Genomic DNA, 15940 nt, shown 5'->3' on the forward strand with positions numbered 1-15940 from the left:
TCAGCAAACAACGATCTTGTCCTATTAAGGATCAAGATAAGCGAGCAATATTTTAAAAGAAATAAACCTCAATAATCTAAGGTGGCTCCTATGCACGAGCTCTACACGGTCTTGGCGGAGTATTACGATGCCATCTATCGAAAAAGGGCTGAGAGAGTTAAGATGGAGATCGACTTTGTTGAGGAAATATTCAAAAACGATGCAAAGCGAGAAGTAAAGCGAATCCTCGATTTGGCCTGTGGAACGGGGATTCCAACCCTTGAGCTCGCAGAGAGGGGCTATGATGTTATTGGCTTAGACCTTCACGAAGAGATGCTTGAGGTCGCAAAGGAAAAGGCCCAACAAAGAGGACTGAACATCAGGTTCCTTCAGGAAGATGCCCTTGAGATAAATTTTGAAAATGAATTCGATGCAGTAACGATGTTCTTTTCCAGCATCATGTATTTCGATGAAGAGAATCTCCAAGGGCTCTTTAAGGGTGTTGTTAAAGCCCTCAGACCCGGAGGAGTTTTTGTTGCAGACTTCCCGTGCTGGTTCTATGGAGGAAGTGATGGACCAATACTGTGGGATGAGCAAAATGGAAACGAAAGGCTTGTAATTACAGACTGGCGTGAAGTCGAACCAGCTTTTCAAAAGCTCCGCTTCAAGAGGCTCGTGCAGATAATTAAGCCAAACGGGGAAACAAAAGCGTTTTTCGTTGATGACGAGCTCCAAATCTACACCCCAAGAGAAATGAGGCTTCTAGCAAGAGGGCACTTTAGCGAAGTTAGAATCTACGGGAATTTAAAGAGGGAACTTGCCCCAAATGACAGAAGTTACTGGCTTGTGGCAATTAGGTAAACTTTTTAAACCCCAAATTTGTTTTATTTTCTGGTGGTGCATATCGTCAATCGCCACACCGATTGCTGAATTTATTGAAAAAAGATTCTTCCTTTTCTGGTTAGTGAACTTTCTCTCACCACCGCCGGAAGGATTAACCTTTTTAAGGTGCGCTTTTGATAGGTTAAACATCTTCAAAAGAGGTGATAGAAATGCTCCCGAAGACCTACGATCCAAATGAGATAGAACCAAAGTGGCAGAAGTTCTGGCTTGAGGAGAAAATCTACAAATACGAGCTCGATGAAAAGAGGCCGGCTTATTCCATAGATACTCCGCCGCCGTTTACGAGTGGTACTCTGCACTTGGGCCACGTGCTGAGCCATACGTGGATTGACATCGTGGCAAGGTATAAGAGGATGAGGGGCTACAACGTCCTCTTCCCGCAGGGCTTTGATAACCATGGCCTTCCAACGGAGCTTAAAGTGGAGAAGGAGTTTGGAATAAGTAAAGATCAGCCAGAGGAGTTTCTCAAGAAGTGTATAGAGTGGACATGGCAGGCTATAGAATCTATGAGGAACCAGTTCATTAGAATAGGCTATTCTGCGGACTGGGATCTAGAATATCACACAATGGATGATGACTACAAAGCTCTGGTGCAGAAATCCCTTCTCGAGTTCTACAAGAAGGGTCTCCTTTACCAGGACAAACACCCGGTTTACTGGTGCCCAAGGTGTAGGACAAGCCTTGCAAAGGCTGAGGTAGGCTACGTGGAGGAGGATGGCTACCTCTATTACATCAAGCTTCCTATAGCTGGAGAAGATGACTACATACCAATAGCCACCACAAGACCAGAACTCATGCCCGCTTGTGTAGCCGTATTCGTTCACCCTGAGGATGAGCGCTATAAGGATAAGGTTGGTAAGAAGGTAAAGCTCCCGATATTTGAGAGAGAAGTGCCCATATTGGCAGATGAGGATGTGGATCCAAACTTTGGTACAGGGGCTGTTTACAACTGTACTTACGGTGATGAGCAGGACGTAGTGTGGCAGAAGCGCTACAACTTGCCCGTGATTATAGCGATTAGTGAAGACGGCAGAATGAACGAAAACGCTGGCAAATACAAGGGATTAACGGCTGAAGAAGCTAGGGAAGCAATAGCAAAAGACCTTGAAGAAATGGGTCTCTTATATGACAAAAAGAAGGTACATCACCGTGTATTGAGACACACGGAAAGAAGTTCATGTATGGCACCAATTGAGCTGTTACCAAAGAAGCAGTGGTTTATAAAAGTGAAGGATTTCACGGATGAGATAGTTAAAGTGGCAGAGCAGATTAAGTGGTATCCGGAGGACATGTTCCTAAGGCTCAAGGACTGGGCAGAGAGCATGGATTGGGATTGGGTAATAAGCAGACAGAGAGTCTTTGGAACACCAATTCCCTTCTGGGTGTGTAAGGACTGTGGCGAGATAATCCCAGCGAGAGAAGAAGACCTGCCAGTAGATCCAAGATTCGACAAACCTCCAGTGGATAAGTGTCCAAAGTGTGGAAGCACAAACCTGGAAGGCGTAAAAGACGTTCTCGACTGCTGGGTGGACTCGAGCATAACCCCCTTAGTCATAAGCAAGTGGCAAAGAGATGAGAAGTGGTTCAAGCACAACTTCCCAACTTCACTGAGGCCGCAGGGAACTGATATCATAAGGACGTGGGCGTTCTACACCATCTTCAGAACTTATATGCTCACCGGGCAGAAACCTTGGCACGACATCCTTATCAACGGTATGGTGGCCGGACCAGACGGAAGAAAGATGAGCAAGAGCTATGGAAACGTTGTCTCACCGGAGGAAGTGATTCCAAAGTACGGAGCAGATGCCCTAAGGTTATGGACAGCTTTGGCACCTCCGGGAGAGGATCACCCGTTCAAGTGGGAGATCGTTGACTACAACTATCGCTTCCTCCAGAAGCTGTGGAACATATTCCGCTTTGCCGAAAGACACATCACGGACTTCGACTACGAGAAATACAAGGATATTGAGCTTGAGCCCCTCGACAGGTGGATACTTTCGAGATTGCACAGACTGATAAAGTTCGCAACAGAAGAGCTCGAAAAGTACCGCTTCAACCTGCTCACGAGAGAGCTCATGACTTTCGTATGGCACGAGGTTGCGGATGACTACCTCGAGATGATAAAGCACCGCCTCTATGGAGAAGATGAGGAAAGCAAGCTAAAGGCTAAAGCTGCGTTATATGAGCTCCTATATAACATAACGCTCTTACTTGCGCCTTTTGCTCCACACATAACCGAGGAGCTCTACCAGGAGCTGTTCAAGGATAAAGTCGGGGCTAAGAGCGTGCACCTCCTCAGCTGGCCCACCTATAGGGAGGACAGAATAGATGAAGAGGCAGAAAAGCTTGGAAAGCTCGCCAGCGAAATAGTTGGGGCTATGAGGAGATACAAGAACTCCCACGGCCTGGCTTTGAACGCCAAGCTCAAACACGTGGCGATCTATGCAACAGACAGCTATGACATGCTTAAGGCAATTGAAAAGGACATTGCCGGAACAATGAACATCGAAAAGCTCGAGATAATCAAGGGTGAGCCGGAGCTTGAGGAGAGGATTACAGAAATCAAGCCAAACTTCAAGACCGTTGGGCCAAAGTATGGAAAGCTCGTGCCAAAGATAACTGCTTATCTTAAGGAAAATGCAGAAGAAGTTGCAAGAACGCTTAAGGAACAAGGAAAAGTCGAGTTCGAAGTAGAAGGGCAGAAGGTTGAGCTTGACAAGGAAGATGTCGTCATAAGAAAGGCAGTGTTCAGCGAAGGTGAAGAGGTAGAAACGGCAGTCGTTGGCGATGCTGTTATCCTCTTCTTCTGACACTTTTTATTTTCCCCGTAATACAGTTGCAACAACGGGGTCTGCTATCTTGTAAGTTTCGTTTTCCTCAATTATCCAGCTCATTTTTTTCAAGTTCTCGAGCAACGTATAAAGTCTCGGTTCGGGTATTCTATCCCCCCTTACCCTTAAATAGTCTCGTATAAGACTCCACCTGCTGTATCCAAGGGCTATGGCATTCAGAATTTCGACATATCTCGGGCTCCTTCGCTCCAGTTCCTTTAATTCTCCGATCACGAGACCCCTTGCGATCTTAAATGTTCTCTGGATGGCTTTTTCAAAGTCCTTATCCTTTAGATATTCTACCCCAAAAGTCACAAGCCAACCGGGTACTCCATCTAAAAGCCCTACGGCCTTTTTTATTTCTTCTTCGCTAATCTCAGCTCCAGCTTCTTTAAATCCATGTTTGAGAAACTCAAAAGAAGTTTCTCTGTTAAAAGGTTCCACAATAATCTCTCCAACGGGTCTTCCATAAAGCGGGCTCTCATAGTTTGTTATATCAAGGAAATCGTGGAGAAGTCCAATTTCCGAACCCGTTAAGATTAATCTCAGGTTTGGAAGGTTATCATAGGCATAAGCGAACAGTGTTAAAAGTTCTTTTCCCCCTCTTGAGCCATAGAACCGGAGATATTGAGCCTCGTCAAAAGCTATTACAAATCTTCCTAGCTCCTCCCCGATTTTGTTAAGTTCTTTGAAGACTTCCCTTAAGGAACTTTCCCTAGGTTCCATAGTCATGAATTTCAGGTCGAGTGAAATTTTGAATTTTGATGTTATCTTCTCTAGCAGCCCCGCTTTTGATTGAAGTTCTTTTATGAGGTCCTCTTTTGTTAAATGTCCGCTTTCTGCATAAAGTTCCCGGCAATCAATCAAAATTCCAGGATTTTCATTTAGATAAGCCTGCAGAATGGAGCTCTTTCCAACCCGCCGAATTCCCAATATGAGGGTTAGTGGGTAGGTATTTAAGCTTTTTTCGAGCTCTTCGAATTCCTTCTCCCTATCAAATATTTCTTCCCTTCTCCTTTTGGGTCTCAGGTCAAATAGCATAGCACTTACGCCCCCGTAAGTAACTTACGGTACCATAAGTTATAAGGTTTTCGGAAATAAAAACAAAAACAGCTCAGCAGTTATAGCACAGCATCATGGCCTTTTTCAGCAGAATAACCCTGTAGAGCTTACCGTTGATTAGTCTGGGAGTTGAGATCTTATTAAGATGCTGGATCCTCTTCCTTTCAAGGGCTACGAAGCCAAGCTCCCTCAAGACCTGAACGAAGTCCTCCCACCTTATATTGAGCCACTTTGAGTACTCATCAAAGAGCTCTTTTTCAACAACCAGAAACTTCTTTCCGCCTATTAAAAACCTCTTCTTGTGCTTTGGAAGCTCCTTCCTCAGCCTCCACTTCGCGTGGAGTGGCGACTGAACTTCTAAAACAGCATCATCCATAGGTTTGCCCTCCAAAACCATCTTGAGCAGGATTTCAAGGATAAGATTTATCCTATCGGGGACGCCGATTATATCCCCTTTTAGCGAGATTCTCCTCCTCAGGACTTTTATGCCTCTCTTTTCGAGCTCCTCCCCTATTTTTGGAGTGGTTTTCTTCTTCGTTCCTCCGGTATCGACGATTCCGCCGATTATAAAAGCTCCGGCTGAGAAGTCCTCCTCGCTCAGGTCTTTCTCGGCCCACGGATCGAGAAGCACAACCTTTTCTATGCCTTCTTCGCGAAGGAACTCCCACGTCGGCCCCTCGTAGGCAGTTACCTTATCTAATGGAAAGTTCGCCATTTCCTTGAACTCTTCGTTGACCCACGTAAGAGCCAAGCGTTCACCCCAGAGGTAATCCCTAATAACCCCGTAGCTTTGAGACGCTTGAAGGGCAACCTTCTTCTTTTCTTTTTCCGTGTGCTTCTCCCAGTGCATGAGGTCGATTATGAAATAAGGGTAGCTGAGCTGAGAAAGCTTTTCCTTGAGGTCTTTGCCGGTAATTACGATTTCAAACTTTTCGAGATGAGAAGAGCTCAAAGGTATGTACGCAAAAAGCGCTCCTCTTGTAGGCTTTCCTTCCAAGTCCCATGCTATTGTCGTGGGTTCTTTTACTTTTACAATTACCCCTTTTTCTTCAAGAAGGGCTAGGGCAATTTCTTGGAGCGGTTTTTCTGAAGACCTTTTGGGGATTCTTCTAGAGAGGCTCCCGACTTTGTCTATACCCTTCTCTCTTAGAAGTTCCCTGAAAACGTCAGTGAGCGTCCTCATGGCCATCGTTTTGAGCTGGGAAGAGAGTTTTTAAGGCTTTCTCTCGAAAGGTTGAATAGCTATCCACTCCTCAATACTATTGCCTGAACATACTCTCCAAAATCGTCCTCTATCTTTTGCAGAGTTTCTTTACTGAAGTCTGGGACGTAAACAAATACCAGCCGTTCTTTTTCCTCTGCAATGTACCCTTTTTCTTCCGCAATTGCCAAGACTTCCTGATTAAGCCTCGTCTGATTATACTCATACTCCCTAAAAAGCTCCCAAGGATAAAGCTGGATGTAAGGGCTGCCAATCTCTTCAAGTGCTTCCTTTGATGGATGGGCATAAAGAACTCTAATCCAGCCGTCTCTATAGATGTACATCTCCTCTCTTTTCTCGGAGCCTTCATAAAGAACCCAAAGAGGCTTGCGGGAAAGATCAAATATATAGATGCCAGTTCTTTTTCCCTCCCAACTATCTGCCAGAACTATAACTTCCACGTTTTGATAGTCTTTCAAAAACTTGATTTCAAACGATGGAAACGTGATGTCTGAAGTGCACATAATGGATGCGGGATTGCACTTCCACAGCTTGAAAGTGAGCTTTAACCTGTTTCCCTCCTCTTCACATGAAAGCAGTTTGAGATAGTACATCCCGCTTGTTCCAAAGCTTGTGTATATTCTTACATCCCCTTCAACGTCCTCCGCCCGGTTGTGGGTATAGTTCACGGGACAAAGAGGTTCCGGTTTTGTGAAGTCCTCGTCGTATTCTCCCCGGACTTCTATTTTAACAGCCTCAAGGGGGATGCCCTGCTCTTTAATAGCCTTCATGAGGGCTTCTTTGTTTCCATACGGGCTTATTGCAATGTGGATGTAGTTGTCCCTCGCCAGGCTGTCCTTTCCAAGCCATACTGCACCGATTCCATAGCTTGAATTCACAGCCAAGCGCTCAATTTTTGTCCTCCAGAGGTAGAGGTCATTTTCATCCCAAGTTTGAGAGTTATTCCTAAGTGTGCTGGCATAATAGGCCGAGAAAAGCAACAGTATCACAAGAGCCGGTAGCATCAATCGTTTTATACTGATCATCAACAAAATCTACGTTTTAAAAATATAAATCAATTTCGATGGTTTCAAGAAAATTAGAAATGAAATCAAAAGGCAATTCCCATTTCTTCCGCAATCTTCCTGAGCCTTTCGATTCTTTTCTGGGTTGGCGGGTGTGTTGAGAACAGCTCTGCAAAGCTGACTCCCCTGAATGGGTTTACTATGAACATGTGGGCAGTTGCCGGGTTTCCATCTCTGAGGGGTCTCATCGAGACAGCGTATTCAATCTTCTCAAGGGCCCTTGCAAGAGCCCACGGTTTTCCGCTTATCTTTGCTCCGGTTTCATCTGCCAGGTATTCCCTTGCCCTGCTTATTGCCATCTGAATTAGCATCGCGGCTATCGGAGCGAGTACTATCAAGAGTATAGCTCCCAAAGCACTCCCTGCGTCTCTATCCCTATCCCTTCCTCCAAATCCTCCGAGCCAGAGCATCCATCCGGCCCATCTCGCCACCATAATTATTGCTCCAGCCAATACTGCCGCTAGAGTTTGGATGAGTATGTCTCTGTTCTTTATGTGGCTTATCTCGTGGGCTATTACTCCTTCAAGTTCATCCCTATTTAGGAGTCTCAACAGCCCCTGAGTGACTGCAACCACAGCATGCTTTGGATTTCTGCCGGTTGCAAAGGCGTTTGGTGTTTCAGTTGGTACTATTGCCACTTTTGGCGTGGGGATTCCTGCTTCTTGAGCCAATCCCCTCACTATCTCATAGAGCTCTGGGGCTTCATCTTCTTCCAGAATTCTTGCCCTATACCATGTGAGAACGATTTTATCGCTGTACCAGTAGCTGAAGAAGTTCATCATCAAAGCGAAGATGAAAGCAAAGAGCATTCCAGTCTCATTGCCCAGAACATAGCCTATAGCCATTAATAGGCCAGTAAGGAATGCCATCAAAACTCCTGTTCTAATCCACAGGCCTACGCCCATTCGTCATCACCTCCAAGTTTCAGATATGGAAGTACTTCGTCATACACTTTAGTCCAGTCAACTATGCCTACTCTTCTTTTTATTCCCCTATTCAGGAGGTCCAGGATTTCTTCCACGACTTCTTCGGGAGATTTGTTTGTGGTATCTACTTCTATGATGTTCTCGTTTTCATCTATGGCCTCTAAAAGGCACACGTCAACGAGCTCTGCCTCGACATTTTCGGCTATTTTTTCCTCGCTGTATCCTCTCTCCTTTAAACGTTCTCCTACCAGTTTTGGATGAGCTCTGAGTATTATAATCTGATCGGCTGGCATCAGGTGGCTCAGGTGCCCGTCAAGTACCACATCCTTGTCTTTGAGCTCTTTTTCAACATAATAGGCGAGTTCATCAACTTCAACTTCAAGTTCTTCTCCCTTCATCTCGCCGATACCGTGTTTTAGGGCGAACTCTCTAAGGTCTACGTAATCGTAACCCAATTTTTTGGCTAAAAGTTTTGCTACAGTTGTTTTTCCAACTCCGGGTGTCCCGCTCACGGCAATTATCATGTTCTCTCACCTCTATCTAATTTATTGACCCAAGGTTTTTAAAGATATGGTTTTTTACGTCTTTTGTCGATGTAAACTTAGGCATTAAGCGGAAGGTTTTTAAGGAAGAAAGACATATACACTCTGGTGATTTCCTATGAGGGATGATAGGCTTTTGCAAAAGAAGCTTGAAATCATAAAGAAGCAAAAGGAAAAGCTATTGCTTGAAGAGGCTAGAATCTTGAGAATTCTTATGCAAGAAAAGATGAAAAAGAGCACTAGTTAAATCAGAAGACGTTAATTTTGTCTTCCAATATCATTTTTTGTATTTTTGTTATGTTTGCAAGCCACTCGTCTGCGATTTCATAGGCCTGTCTCTCGAACTGCTCAACTTTGTAGCCCGGCTTTGGAATTACCTGGATGCTTGCGACAAGAGGCTCGTCAATTGGCTTTCCTATCTGGCTGAGAATTCTCACGTAGGCTTCTTGCACTCCTTCTATCTGCTCGGCAATGTCGTTTGCTATTAAGGTAGAGAGGATGTTGTATATCTTACCCACGTGGCTGACGGGGTTCTTACCGGCCGCTGCCTCCATACTCATGTGCCTGTTTGGAGTAATGAGACCATTTACTCTGTTTCCTCTACCCACGCTACCGTCATCTCCAGCCTCTGCTGAAGTTCCCGTAACGGTTATGTAGTAGATGTCGTTTTCTGGGTCGTCAGCAGTGTTAACGTAAATGTTGACCTTTCTCTCTGTGTATTGGGAAACGAGCTCCCTAACTGCGTTATATATTCCCTCCTTGACCTCCATGTACTCCTGTGGGTTCTGAACCTCGCTGTCAACTATGGCAGCGGCAATTGTAAGGTCAATCTCGTCTCCTCTCCTGAGTCCCATAACCTTGATGTCCTCACCAACGGCTGGCCATTCCTTCTTAAACTTCTCACTGTTGAGGAGCTTCTCAGTTTCAAGGACTATCTTCTCGGTTTCGCTTAATGGAGCATAGCCCACACCAAAGGATGTGTCGTTTGCAAGGGGTATCGGGTTCTCCTTGACTTTGTTGAAAACACCAACCAGATCAACGCTTCCCTGTCCTATTCTTGAGTCAATGACCACGTGCTCTTCTACGTCTAGGTGTCTAACTGCCTTCCTTAAGTAGTCCTTTGCTGCCTTGATTGCCACTTCATGAACGGGGAACATTTCTTTATCAACAAACTCAACCGCTCTACCTGAGAGAAGGATGTATATCGGCTTTATCACTTCACCGCCGCCGAACCTTGGATAAGCCCTTCCTCCAACAACTTCAACCTGGTCTGTGTTGTGGTGGAGAATAATTCCGTACCTCTTTATGTACTCTCTTGAAAGGGCTCTGCTAACGGCTTCCGCTATTCCATCGGCTATGCTGTCTGGGTGACCTATTCCCTTTCTCTCTACGAGCTCTACCTTTTGCATCTCAACAGGAGTCCTCACGAGCTCTTCAACTATGATGTTTCTCTTCTTTTCAACCATGAGCATCACCTCAAATGAATTCTTACGTGCATAGTCAGAGGGTGCATTTATATATTTTTCGGCATGATGTCAATGCCAAGATATAACTGGCAGTTATTGGAAATAGAAAAATTAAAATTTCTCTCTGCAGAGTATTATAATGGCATCCGACACGCCCGGTAGCCCGACCGGAGGAGCGTCTGGGCAGCTGTGAATCTGGGGGACGATGCCGGGCGCACAGGGCCTGGCCTCCGGGGCCGCTTGAGGTTGCCGAAAGGCTAACGATGACAGCGGTGGGATACGCCAAGCCCACATAAGAAGGTTTTTATTCTTGTAATCGAAATCTTTTCGGTGGTGAGGAATGAACATTTCTGAGATAATAGCCGAGATAAGAGAAGTTCTTGATAAAAAAGATGAACTGCGGGAGGAGGCACTCAAGCTTACCCGGGACATCGTAAGGCTGAGCGGAGACTCAATAAAAGCCCTGCATAGAGGAGAGATCAAGACCGCAAAGGAGAGACTGGAAAAAGCTGAAGAGCTCGTTAAAAAACTAAAAGAGAAGCTCAAAGGTCATGAGGACCTCTACTTCACGGGCTACGTTCAGAGCGCACACCAAGAGTACGTTGAGGCATTACTTTTCTACTGCTATCTCCTTGGAAAAGACTTTCCCTCTCCAAAGGAGATTGGAATCCCCGAGGCCGACTATGCCCTTGGAATTGGAGACTTCATTGGAGAGCTAAGGAGATATTTTCTAACTCTCTTGCTGAAAGGAGACTTAGAGGAGGCTCAGGAAGTCTACGCTTTCATGGAAAAAGTTTACGATGAGCTTGTTACTCTCGAATATCCCAAAGGGCTTGTAAACATAAGGCAAAAGCAGGATCAGGCAAGATATGTTCTGGAAAGAACCCTTGAAGATTTGACAAGGGCGAAGATTAACAAGGATTTGGAAAAGAAGCTTGAGGAGTGGAGAGATGGATCTTAAAAAGATTGCAGAACTTCAAAGAAAGCTGAGCAGAAAAATCGTAGAACAGCCGCTGGATATCTCAGAGGTTAAGAGTGTCGCTGCGGTTGATGTTTCTTATAAGGGAAATAGAGCGAGAGGGGCTTTTGTTTTGTGCTCCTTTCCTTCCTGTGAAGTGCTGAGGACAAAAGTTGCTGAAACAGAGGTGACCTTTCCATATATTCCCACCTATTTCTTTCTGAGAGAAACGAGACCTATTTTGATACTTCTGAAGGGCGAAGAGTTTGATGTTCTCCTTGTCGAGGGGCACGGAAAGGCTCATCCAAGAGGGTATGGCTTGGCTTCGCATGTAGGTGTCCTTATCAATAAACCCACAATAGGGGTCGCAAAACGCCCCTTGCCCAATACAAAAGACTTCGTAAAGGTGGGAAAAGCTTATGTAAGTGTTGGCAACTTAATTGACCTTGACTCCGCAAAGAAGATTATTGAAATGATTAATGAAAACGGCTATCCAAAACCTCTTAGAATTGCGGATAAACTTTCCAAGGGTGCTGAAAATGGAAGATATTAAGCTGCTCATTTCCCTCGCCAAGAAAGGTGCCATCGGGGATAAGGTCAGGGTTACTCTCAGAGAGCTTTCCAGGGAATTAAACACCTCTCCCCAGTCAGTAATGAGAAGGCTTGAAAGCCTGGAAAAAAACGGCTATTTAAAGAAGGAAGTCTCCGGAAAGAAAACCTTTGTGGAGATAACTCCTAAAGGGTTAGAGCTTCTTGAGGAAATGTTCGACGAAATTGGAAAGGTTTTGTATGGGAAATTTATCTTGGGAGAAGTCGTTTCGGGGATTGGGGAAGGTAAATATTACGTGGAACAGTACCGGGACAGGATAAAGGATTACCTCGGCTTTACACCTTATCCGGGAACTCTGAATATCTTAGTAATCTTTCCAAAGACGATTTACGATGCGCTCTACAATGTGGAACCCATAACAATCCCGGGTTTCACAAAAGAGGGCAGAACCTTTGGAGACGTAAAGGCTTACAAAGTCAGGATAAACGGAATCGAAGGGGCGATAGTTGTCCCTTCCAGGACGATACACCCGCCGAGAATCGCGGAAATAATAGCGCCCGTATGCCTTAGAGAGAAGCTCAATCTAAAGGACGGCTCAAAGGTTAAAGTAGAGGTAGTAAAGTGAAGAATGGGGTTTGGTCTCCCTCGCCTACCCTCAAACTTGCTCGCAGTCATTTTCTTCAAACTCCTTACTTGAAAACACTGCGATGAGTGAGAAAATTTAAAAGGAAAGACCTCCAATTTCAAACGGTGAGTGATATGGTAATGAGGTTGTCAAAGCTTTACGGAAAGCAAATATACGACACTAGGGGATATTACATCGGTTACGTTGATGAGGTATTGATAGAGATCGACAAGGGAGCGGGAAGAATACTGGCACTTGGACTCCCCGGAGAAAAAGTTGGAATTCCCTACGAGAGGGTAACCGCAATTGGGGACATAATATTGATAGAAGCAAAGAAAGACTAGCCCTCCTTGGCATTCAGAGCCTCTAGGAATTTCTCTGTTATTGCTTCTTCTACCAATTTTAATAGTGACTCCTTGTCCTTAGCAAGTTTGAAGATTCCCAGCGGAATTCTTGCACCCCCCGATTGTGGGTGTCCTCCACCGCTACCTATGTCTCCAAAAGCCTCCTTCAGAACCTTGCCTATGTTTACCCTTACGTCCCTGGTTCTGGCGGAAATTTCAATCCTGTCATCGACTATACCAAAGACTAAGACGGTATTGACACCTTCCAGCCTGAGTAAAAAGTCCGCAGATTCAGGAATGGCGTCCCTGTTAGTTATAAAGCCTACGTTTGAAATGACAATGTTTTTGTATACTTTTCTTTTTAAGATTGCCCTGGCCAAGACCTCTGCAGTTTCGGTAGAGATGTCCGGAGACTCTATCTTTTCCAGTATGTCGTAATCCACCTTTCCAGCCAAAAACTCCAAAGCTTCGAGGTCGGTATGACTAAGCTTTGAGAACTTCTTTGTGTCTATGTAGATGCCGTAGAAAAGGCTGGTGCTAAGAAGCTCATTGACCTCTATATTGAGGTGTTTCAGATACTCAACCATTATTGAGGAGGTAGCGTTTACCTCCGGCCTGATATCAAAAAATGCGCTCTTGGGGAGCTTTTCTTCTAGATTCTGGAGAAGCTGATGATGGTCAACAATTATCTCTATTTTCCTAATATCCTCGTCGTCTAAAATGCTCACATTTCCATTGGGCTGACAGTCAACCAGGGCTATGGCGGAGTACCTCTTAATCTCATAAGAGCCCGGAGAAACTTTCCTCATATCCAGCCCAAGAAGATTTACAAACGCCCTATTTTCATGGTGCGTTATATCTCCTCCATAAACAATTGTTGCCTTTAGCCCCATGTTTTGGGCAATTGCTTGGAGAGCTGCAGCGCTTGCCATGGCATCTGGGTCGGGATTGTCGTGCATGACTATTAAAAGTGAGTCAGTCTTTTGCTTTAGTTCCGAGAGCTTTTTGGAAAGTAAAATTGCATTCTTCCTCGTTCCTATGTCCTCTACCATCTCAACTACTGCCTTGATTACGGCTTCCTTTGGGGAGATAGCATAGTCTATTTTGACCTCGCTTTCAAATTCTTCCTTTATCTGAGATGTCAGGTCTTCAGCGGTCATATCATCAGGAAGGATGACTAAAATCGGCACTTCTGGATTGTTGTTTTTAATTGTGGGTATTGCCCTTTTTATCTTATTTATGTCTGTTGTGGTTATTATTATCAAATCTGCTCTATCAATGCCCGCCTTTAACAAAGAGGCAGTAAAAGTGAAATCCCCTTGAATAACATGAAACCCGCCCTCGCTGAGAGATTTTGCCCTAATTTCGTCCTGTTCAACAAGGACAATATCAAATTCTCCTCTAAGTGCATGAGCAATACTTCTCCCTATGGTTCCTCCACCAAGTATTAACACTCTCATGGTACCCACCTTAAGGACAATAATGCTTAAATATATTCCCAAATGAACTTTAAATTGTATAAAGCCTTTGTAGTTTCCTGAACCTTTATTCAGCTTTTGATATATATACCTAATGGTGGTAGAGATGCAACTTCCAGATATCACACCAATAGAAGAGAACATTGTATGCACCAAAAAACAGGAACTGCTTACTTTAATCTACAATGCTTTTTCCAATCACGGGTTTAGCGGAGTATTTTTGAAAATTTTCACCAAGGACGAAAAAGAAAAGTATTATGCAACAATTATGCTGGACAGAAAAAAACTTCTGGCTGCTCAGGTAGACCTCCTGAATTCCAAAAAGAGGTTAACCGGAAAGGACAGCATTGAAACCCTAAAGAAGATACTGGGCTATCCACTCGTAGTGGACTTGTACGGGCTCGATGAAATATCCCTAAAGCTCTCAATAACCGACAATCTTGAAATTTACAATGCGACTCCAAAAGTCGAGCTTAAGAAACTATTCGGGGAGAGCAAAATTGAAGACACTGAACTACTGGAAAAGGAAAAATTGCTAGAGAGAGTCCTCGAGAAGAGAGAAGAAAAGCAAGCAAAAGTGGAACCTCAAGAGACAGTACAAAAAGATACTGAAAAGGAAGTTCCTCCGAAAAGTGAGGAGGAACAAGTCCCTGAAGAAATCCCCAAAGTAGAGAAAAAACCCGACAGCCCAGGCAGTCCAGATATTGAAGTGGAAGTAGTGGGGGGAGAAATCTTTAAGCCAATTCTTCAGGAGTACGGGGAAGAAATCCTAGAGGAGATAAAAACCCTGGATGGAGTTTCTATAAAGAAAATGGAACTAATCGGAGAGGTTGGTTCTGGAGTAATCTATCTTCGCGTAAACATTTATGGAACGAGTGAGAAAGACAAAAGCTCAAGGGAAGCCCTGGAAAAGAGGGTGCTGTACTTTGTGAACAAACACCTTCCAGTAATCTGGAGAAAGGCCGGGCTTAAGCCAATCTTAAATAACGCCCAGGCCAGGATAATCGCTCCCGGAGAGCCGGAAGAAGAGAAAAAAGAGAAGGAAGAAGTTGTTGTTCCACGCAGAGTGGAAAGCAACATAATAGTTGAAGCACATGAAAGCATCAAGCCATACTTCTCTACCTATGCTAGAGTGATATTCAAAGACATTCAAAGTGCAGGTATCGACATCGAGAAGATGCTCCTAGACATAAAGGGGAGAAGAGAGCACGAAATTAACCTAACACTCTGGGGCAAAGCTTCCGGAATTAGCAAAGAAGAAGCAGAAGGCGTCGTCAATAAAATACTAAGGCAGCACGCAAGAGAGATTGGAAGAGCGTTGAACAAATATGTAACTGTCCACAGGGTAGAGCTTCACCTAGAAGAGGAGAACGTTTCGGGAGTAGCCGAGCAGATAATCAGCAAGAAAGAAGAGTTAGAAAAGGAGATAGAAAAGCTTCTCAGAGAAGCGGGAGTTGAGGAGCTCTCATATATAACTGAAGAAAAAAAGAGAGAAATTGAAGAGACTCTGTTGAAAACCAAAATAGTGCCAGCAATAGAGGAAATGCGGAGAAGACTGCAGAGAGAACTAACGGAGCTTCCAAATTCAGTTTTTAGGTGGATGAATTTTGATTGGGAGTTTAAGGGAGGGACAGTGCTGGTTGATCTTGAGGCAAGCTTTGACAAAAGAAGCACCCTGCTAGGAATTATTTCTGACGAAAGAGTGCGTGAAGATGTCATGAAAGTCATGGAAAAGGTAATAAGAGAAGTATCCGCAGAGCATAACATTCCAATAAAGCTCAGAAACGCTGAAATTAAGATAAGATGACATCAGCACTCAAGATCGTCATCATAGCAACGCTCAGATTTGCCGAGCTCATCACCACTTTATTTTTAATTCAAAGGTTTTTAAGCTCTCTGGTAAGAAGTTAAGATAGTTTACCCTAGTTCCCACCATCTGTGAAGTTGTATAATCTGTCCAGATTCACGGCCAGAATCGCCCCTAAAATCC

15 protein-coding genes are annotated in these 15940 nt (G+C 44.4%); 8 read left to right on the forward strand and 7 right to left on the reverse strand.

The features are described 5' to 3' along the window. Positions 1–90: 90 nt before the first annotated feature. Together THEPK_RS07965 and THEPK_RS07970 are read left to right on the forward strand one after the other, a co-directional pair. The gene (locus THEPK_RS07965; protein WP_042700378.1) at positions 91–840 is read left to right on the forward strand and encodes a class I SAM-dependent methyltransferase; all 750 of its coding nucleotides are present in this window, start codon (positions 91–93) and stop codon (positions 838–840) included. Positions 841–1031: 191 nt separating this feature from the next. After that, positions 1032–3692 (forward strand): valine--tRNA ligase, encoded by a 2661-nt coding sequence (locus THEPK_RS07970; protein WP_042700380.1) that lies wholly within the window; start codon positions 1032–1034, stop codon positions 3690–3692. A gap of 6 nt (positions 3693–3698) precedes the next feature. On the opposite strand, the gene THEPK_RS07975 is transcribed toward THEPK_RS07970, so the two are convergent. From THEPK_RS07975 to THEPK_RS07995, 5 genes are all read right to left on the reverse strand, one after another. Further along, complete coding sequence (locus THEPK_RS07975) at positions 3699–4754, reverse strand: AAA family ATPase (RefSeq protein ID WP_042700382.1); 1056 nt, start codon at positions 4752–4754, stop codon at positions 3699–3701. A gap of 73 nt (positions 4755–4827) precedes the next feature. Beyond that, a complete protein-coding gene (trm10, locus tag THEPK_RS07980; RefSeq protein ID WP_042700747.1) occupies positions 4828–5958 on the reverse strand; it encodes a tRNA (guanine(9)-/adenine(9)-N1)-methyltransferase in 1131 nt (376 codons plus the stop codon). A 59-nt stretch (positions 5959–6017) separates the two neighbouring features. After that, positions 6018–7001, reverse strand: coding sequence for a hypothetical protein (locus THEPK_RS07985; RefSeq protein ID WP_232194559.1), 984 nt, complete (start codon positions 6999–7001; stop codon positions 6018–6020). An 86-nt stretch (positions 7002–7087) separates the two neighbouring features. Beyond that, entirely contained in the window at positions 7088–7966 is an 879-nt protein-coding gene (gene htpX, locus THEPK_RS07990; protein ID WP_042700384.1) for a zinc metalloprotease HtpX, read from the reverse strand. Next, positions 7957–8511: an adenylate kinase family protein gene (locus THEPK_RS07995; protein WP_042700387.1), complete on the reverse strand. Its 555-nt coding sequence runs from the start codon at positions 8509–8511 to the stop codon at positions 7957–7959. The genes htpX and THEPK_RS07995 overlap by 10 nt, the downstream gene beginning before the upstream one ends. Before the next feature lie 136 nt (positions 8512–8647). Here THEPK_RS07995 and THEPK_RS13675 point away from each other — a divergent pair, with 136 nt between their 5' ends. Next, entirely contained in the window at positions 8648–8776 is a 129-nt protein-coding gene (locus THEPK_RS13675) for a hypothetical protein (RefSeq protein ID WP_004066822.1), read from the forward strand. Between the two features lies 1 nt (position 8777). Here the strand turns inward: THEPK_RS13675 and THEPK_RS08000 are convergent, their stop codons facing one another. Then, a complete protein-coding gene (locus THEPK_RS08000) occupies positions 8778–9995 on the reverse strand; it encodes a methionine adenosyltransferase (protein ID WP_042700390.1) in 1218 nt (405 codons plus the stop codon). A 340-nt stretch (positions 9996–10335) separates the two neighbouring features. On the opposite strand from THEPK_RS08000, the gene THEPK_RS08005 reads away from it, so the two are divergent. From THEPK_RS08005 to THEPK_RS08020, 4 genes are all read left to right on the forward strand, one after another. Then, positions 10336–10956 carry a translin family protein gene (locus THEPK_RS08005; protein WP_042700393.1) on the forward strand — a complete coding sequence of 207 codons (621 nt, stop codon included), beginning with the start codon at positions 10336–10338 and terminating at the stop codon, positions 10954–10956. Then, positions 10946–11506 carry an endonuclease V gene (locus tag THEPK_RS08010; RefSeq protein WP_042700396.1) on the forward strand — a complete coding sequence of 187 codons (561 nt, stop codon included), beginning with the start codon at positions 10946–10948 and terminating at the stop codon, positions 11504–11506. Before THEPK_RS08005 ends, THEPK_RS08010 begins: the two co-directional genes overlap by 11 nt. Beyond that, entirely contained in the window at positions 11493–12128 is a 636-nt protein-coding gene (locus THEPK_RS08015) for a DUF120 domain-containing protein (RefSeq protein ID WP_042700399.1), read from the forward strand. Before THEPK_RS08010 ends, THEPK_RS08015 begins: the two co-directional genes overlap by 14 nt. Before the next feature lie 134 nt (positions 12129–12262). Continuing rightward, the gene (locus THEPK_RS08020) at positions 12263–12472 is read left to right on the forward strand and encodes a PRC-barrel domain-containing protein (protein WP_042700401.1); all 210 of its coding nucleotides are present in this window, start codon (positions 12263–12265) and stop codon (positions 12470–12472) included. Here THEPK_RS08020 and THEPK_RS08025 read toward each other — a convergent pair. After that, positions 12469–13932, reverse strand: coding sequence for a DHH family phosphoesterase (locus THEPK_RS08025; protein WP_042700404.1), 1464 nt, complete (start codon positions 13930–13932; stop codon positions 12469–12471). The two genes, THEPK_RS08020 and THEPK_RS08025, sit on opposite strands and share 4 nt — an antisense overlap. A 112-nt stretch (positions 13933–14044) precedes the next feature. On the opposite strand from THEPK_RS08025, the gene THEPK_RS08030 reads away from it, so the two are divergent. After that, positions 14045–15757: a hypothetical protein gene (locus tag THEPK_RS08030; protein ID WP_232194560.1), complete on the forward strand. Its 1713-nt coding sequence runs from the start codon at positions 14045–14047 to the stop codon at positions 15755–15757. Positions 15758–15940: the final 183 nt, after the last annotated feature.

Origin of the sequence: Thermococcus sp. PK (genome assembly GCF_000430485.1) — an archaeon.
Lineage (GTDB): Archaea > Methanobacteriota_B > Thermococci > Thermococcales > Thermococcaceae > Thermococcus_A > Thermococcus_A bergensis.

Bases quoted from the DNA above. Each gene is read 5' to 3' on its own strand.
- THEPK_RS08015 (WP_042700399.1), top strand. From the start codon at position 11,493: ATGGAAGATATTAAGCTGCTCATTTCCCTCGCCAAGAAAGGTGCCATC.
- THEPK_RS08020 (WP_042700401.1), top strand. From the start codon at position 12,263: ATGGTAATGAGGTTGTCAAAGCTTTACGGAAAGCAAATATACGACACT.
- THEPK_RS07965 (WP_042700378.1), top strand. From the start codon at position 91: ATGCACGAGCTCTACACGGTCTTGGCGGAGTATTACGATGCCATCTAT.
- THEPK_RS08025 (WP_042700404.1), bottom strand. From the start codon at position 13,932: ATGAGAGTGTTAATACTTGGTGGAGGAACCATAGGGAGAAGTATTGCT.
- htpX (WP_042700384.1), bottom strand. From the start codon at position 7,966: ATGGGCGTAGGCCTGTGGATTAGAACAGGAGTTTTGATGGCATTCCTT.
- THEPK_RS07970 (WP_042700380.1), top strand. From the start codon at position 1,032: ATGCTCCCGAAGACCTACGATCCAAATGAGATAGAACCAAAGTGGCAG.
- trm10 (WP_042700747.1), bottom strand. From the start codon at position 5,958: ATGAGGACGCTCACTGACGTTTTCAGGGAACTTCTAAGAGAGAAGGGT.
- THEPK_RS08030 (WP_232194560.1), top strand. From the start codon at position 14,045: ATGGTGGTAGAGATGCAACTTCCAGATATCACACCAATAGAAGAGAAC.
- THEPK_RS07975 (WP_042700382.1), bottom strand. From the start codon at position 4,754: ATGCTATTTGACCTGAGACCCAAAAGGAGAAGGGAAGAAATATTTGAT.
- THEPK_RS08005 (WP_042700393.1), top strand. From the start codon at position 10,336: ATGAACATTTCTGAGATAATAGCCGAGATAAGAGAAGTTCTTGATAAA.
- THEPK_RS08000 (WP_042700390.1), bottom strand. From the start codon at position 9,995: ATGGTTGAAAAGAAGAGAAACATCATAGTTGAAGAGCTCGTGAGGACT.
- THEPK_RS13675 (WP_004066822.1), top strand. From the start codon at position 8,648: ATGAGGGATGATAGGCTTTTGCAAAAGAAGCTTGAAATCATAAAGAAG.
- THEPK_RS07995 (WP_042700387.1), bottom strand. From the start codon at position 8,511: ATGATAATTGCCGTGAGCGGGACACCCGGAGTTGGAAAAACAACTGTA.
- THEPK_RS07985 (WP_232194559.1), bottom strand. From the start codon at position 7,001: ATGCTACCGGCTCTTGTGATACTGTTGCTTTTCTCGGCCTATTATGCC.
- THEPK_RS08010 (WP_042700396.1), top strand. From the start codon at position 10,946: ATGGATCTTAAAAAGATTGCAGAACTTCAAAGAAAGCTGAGCAGAAAA.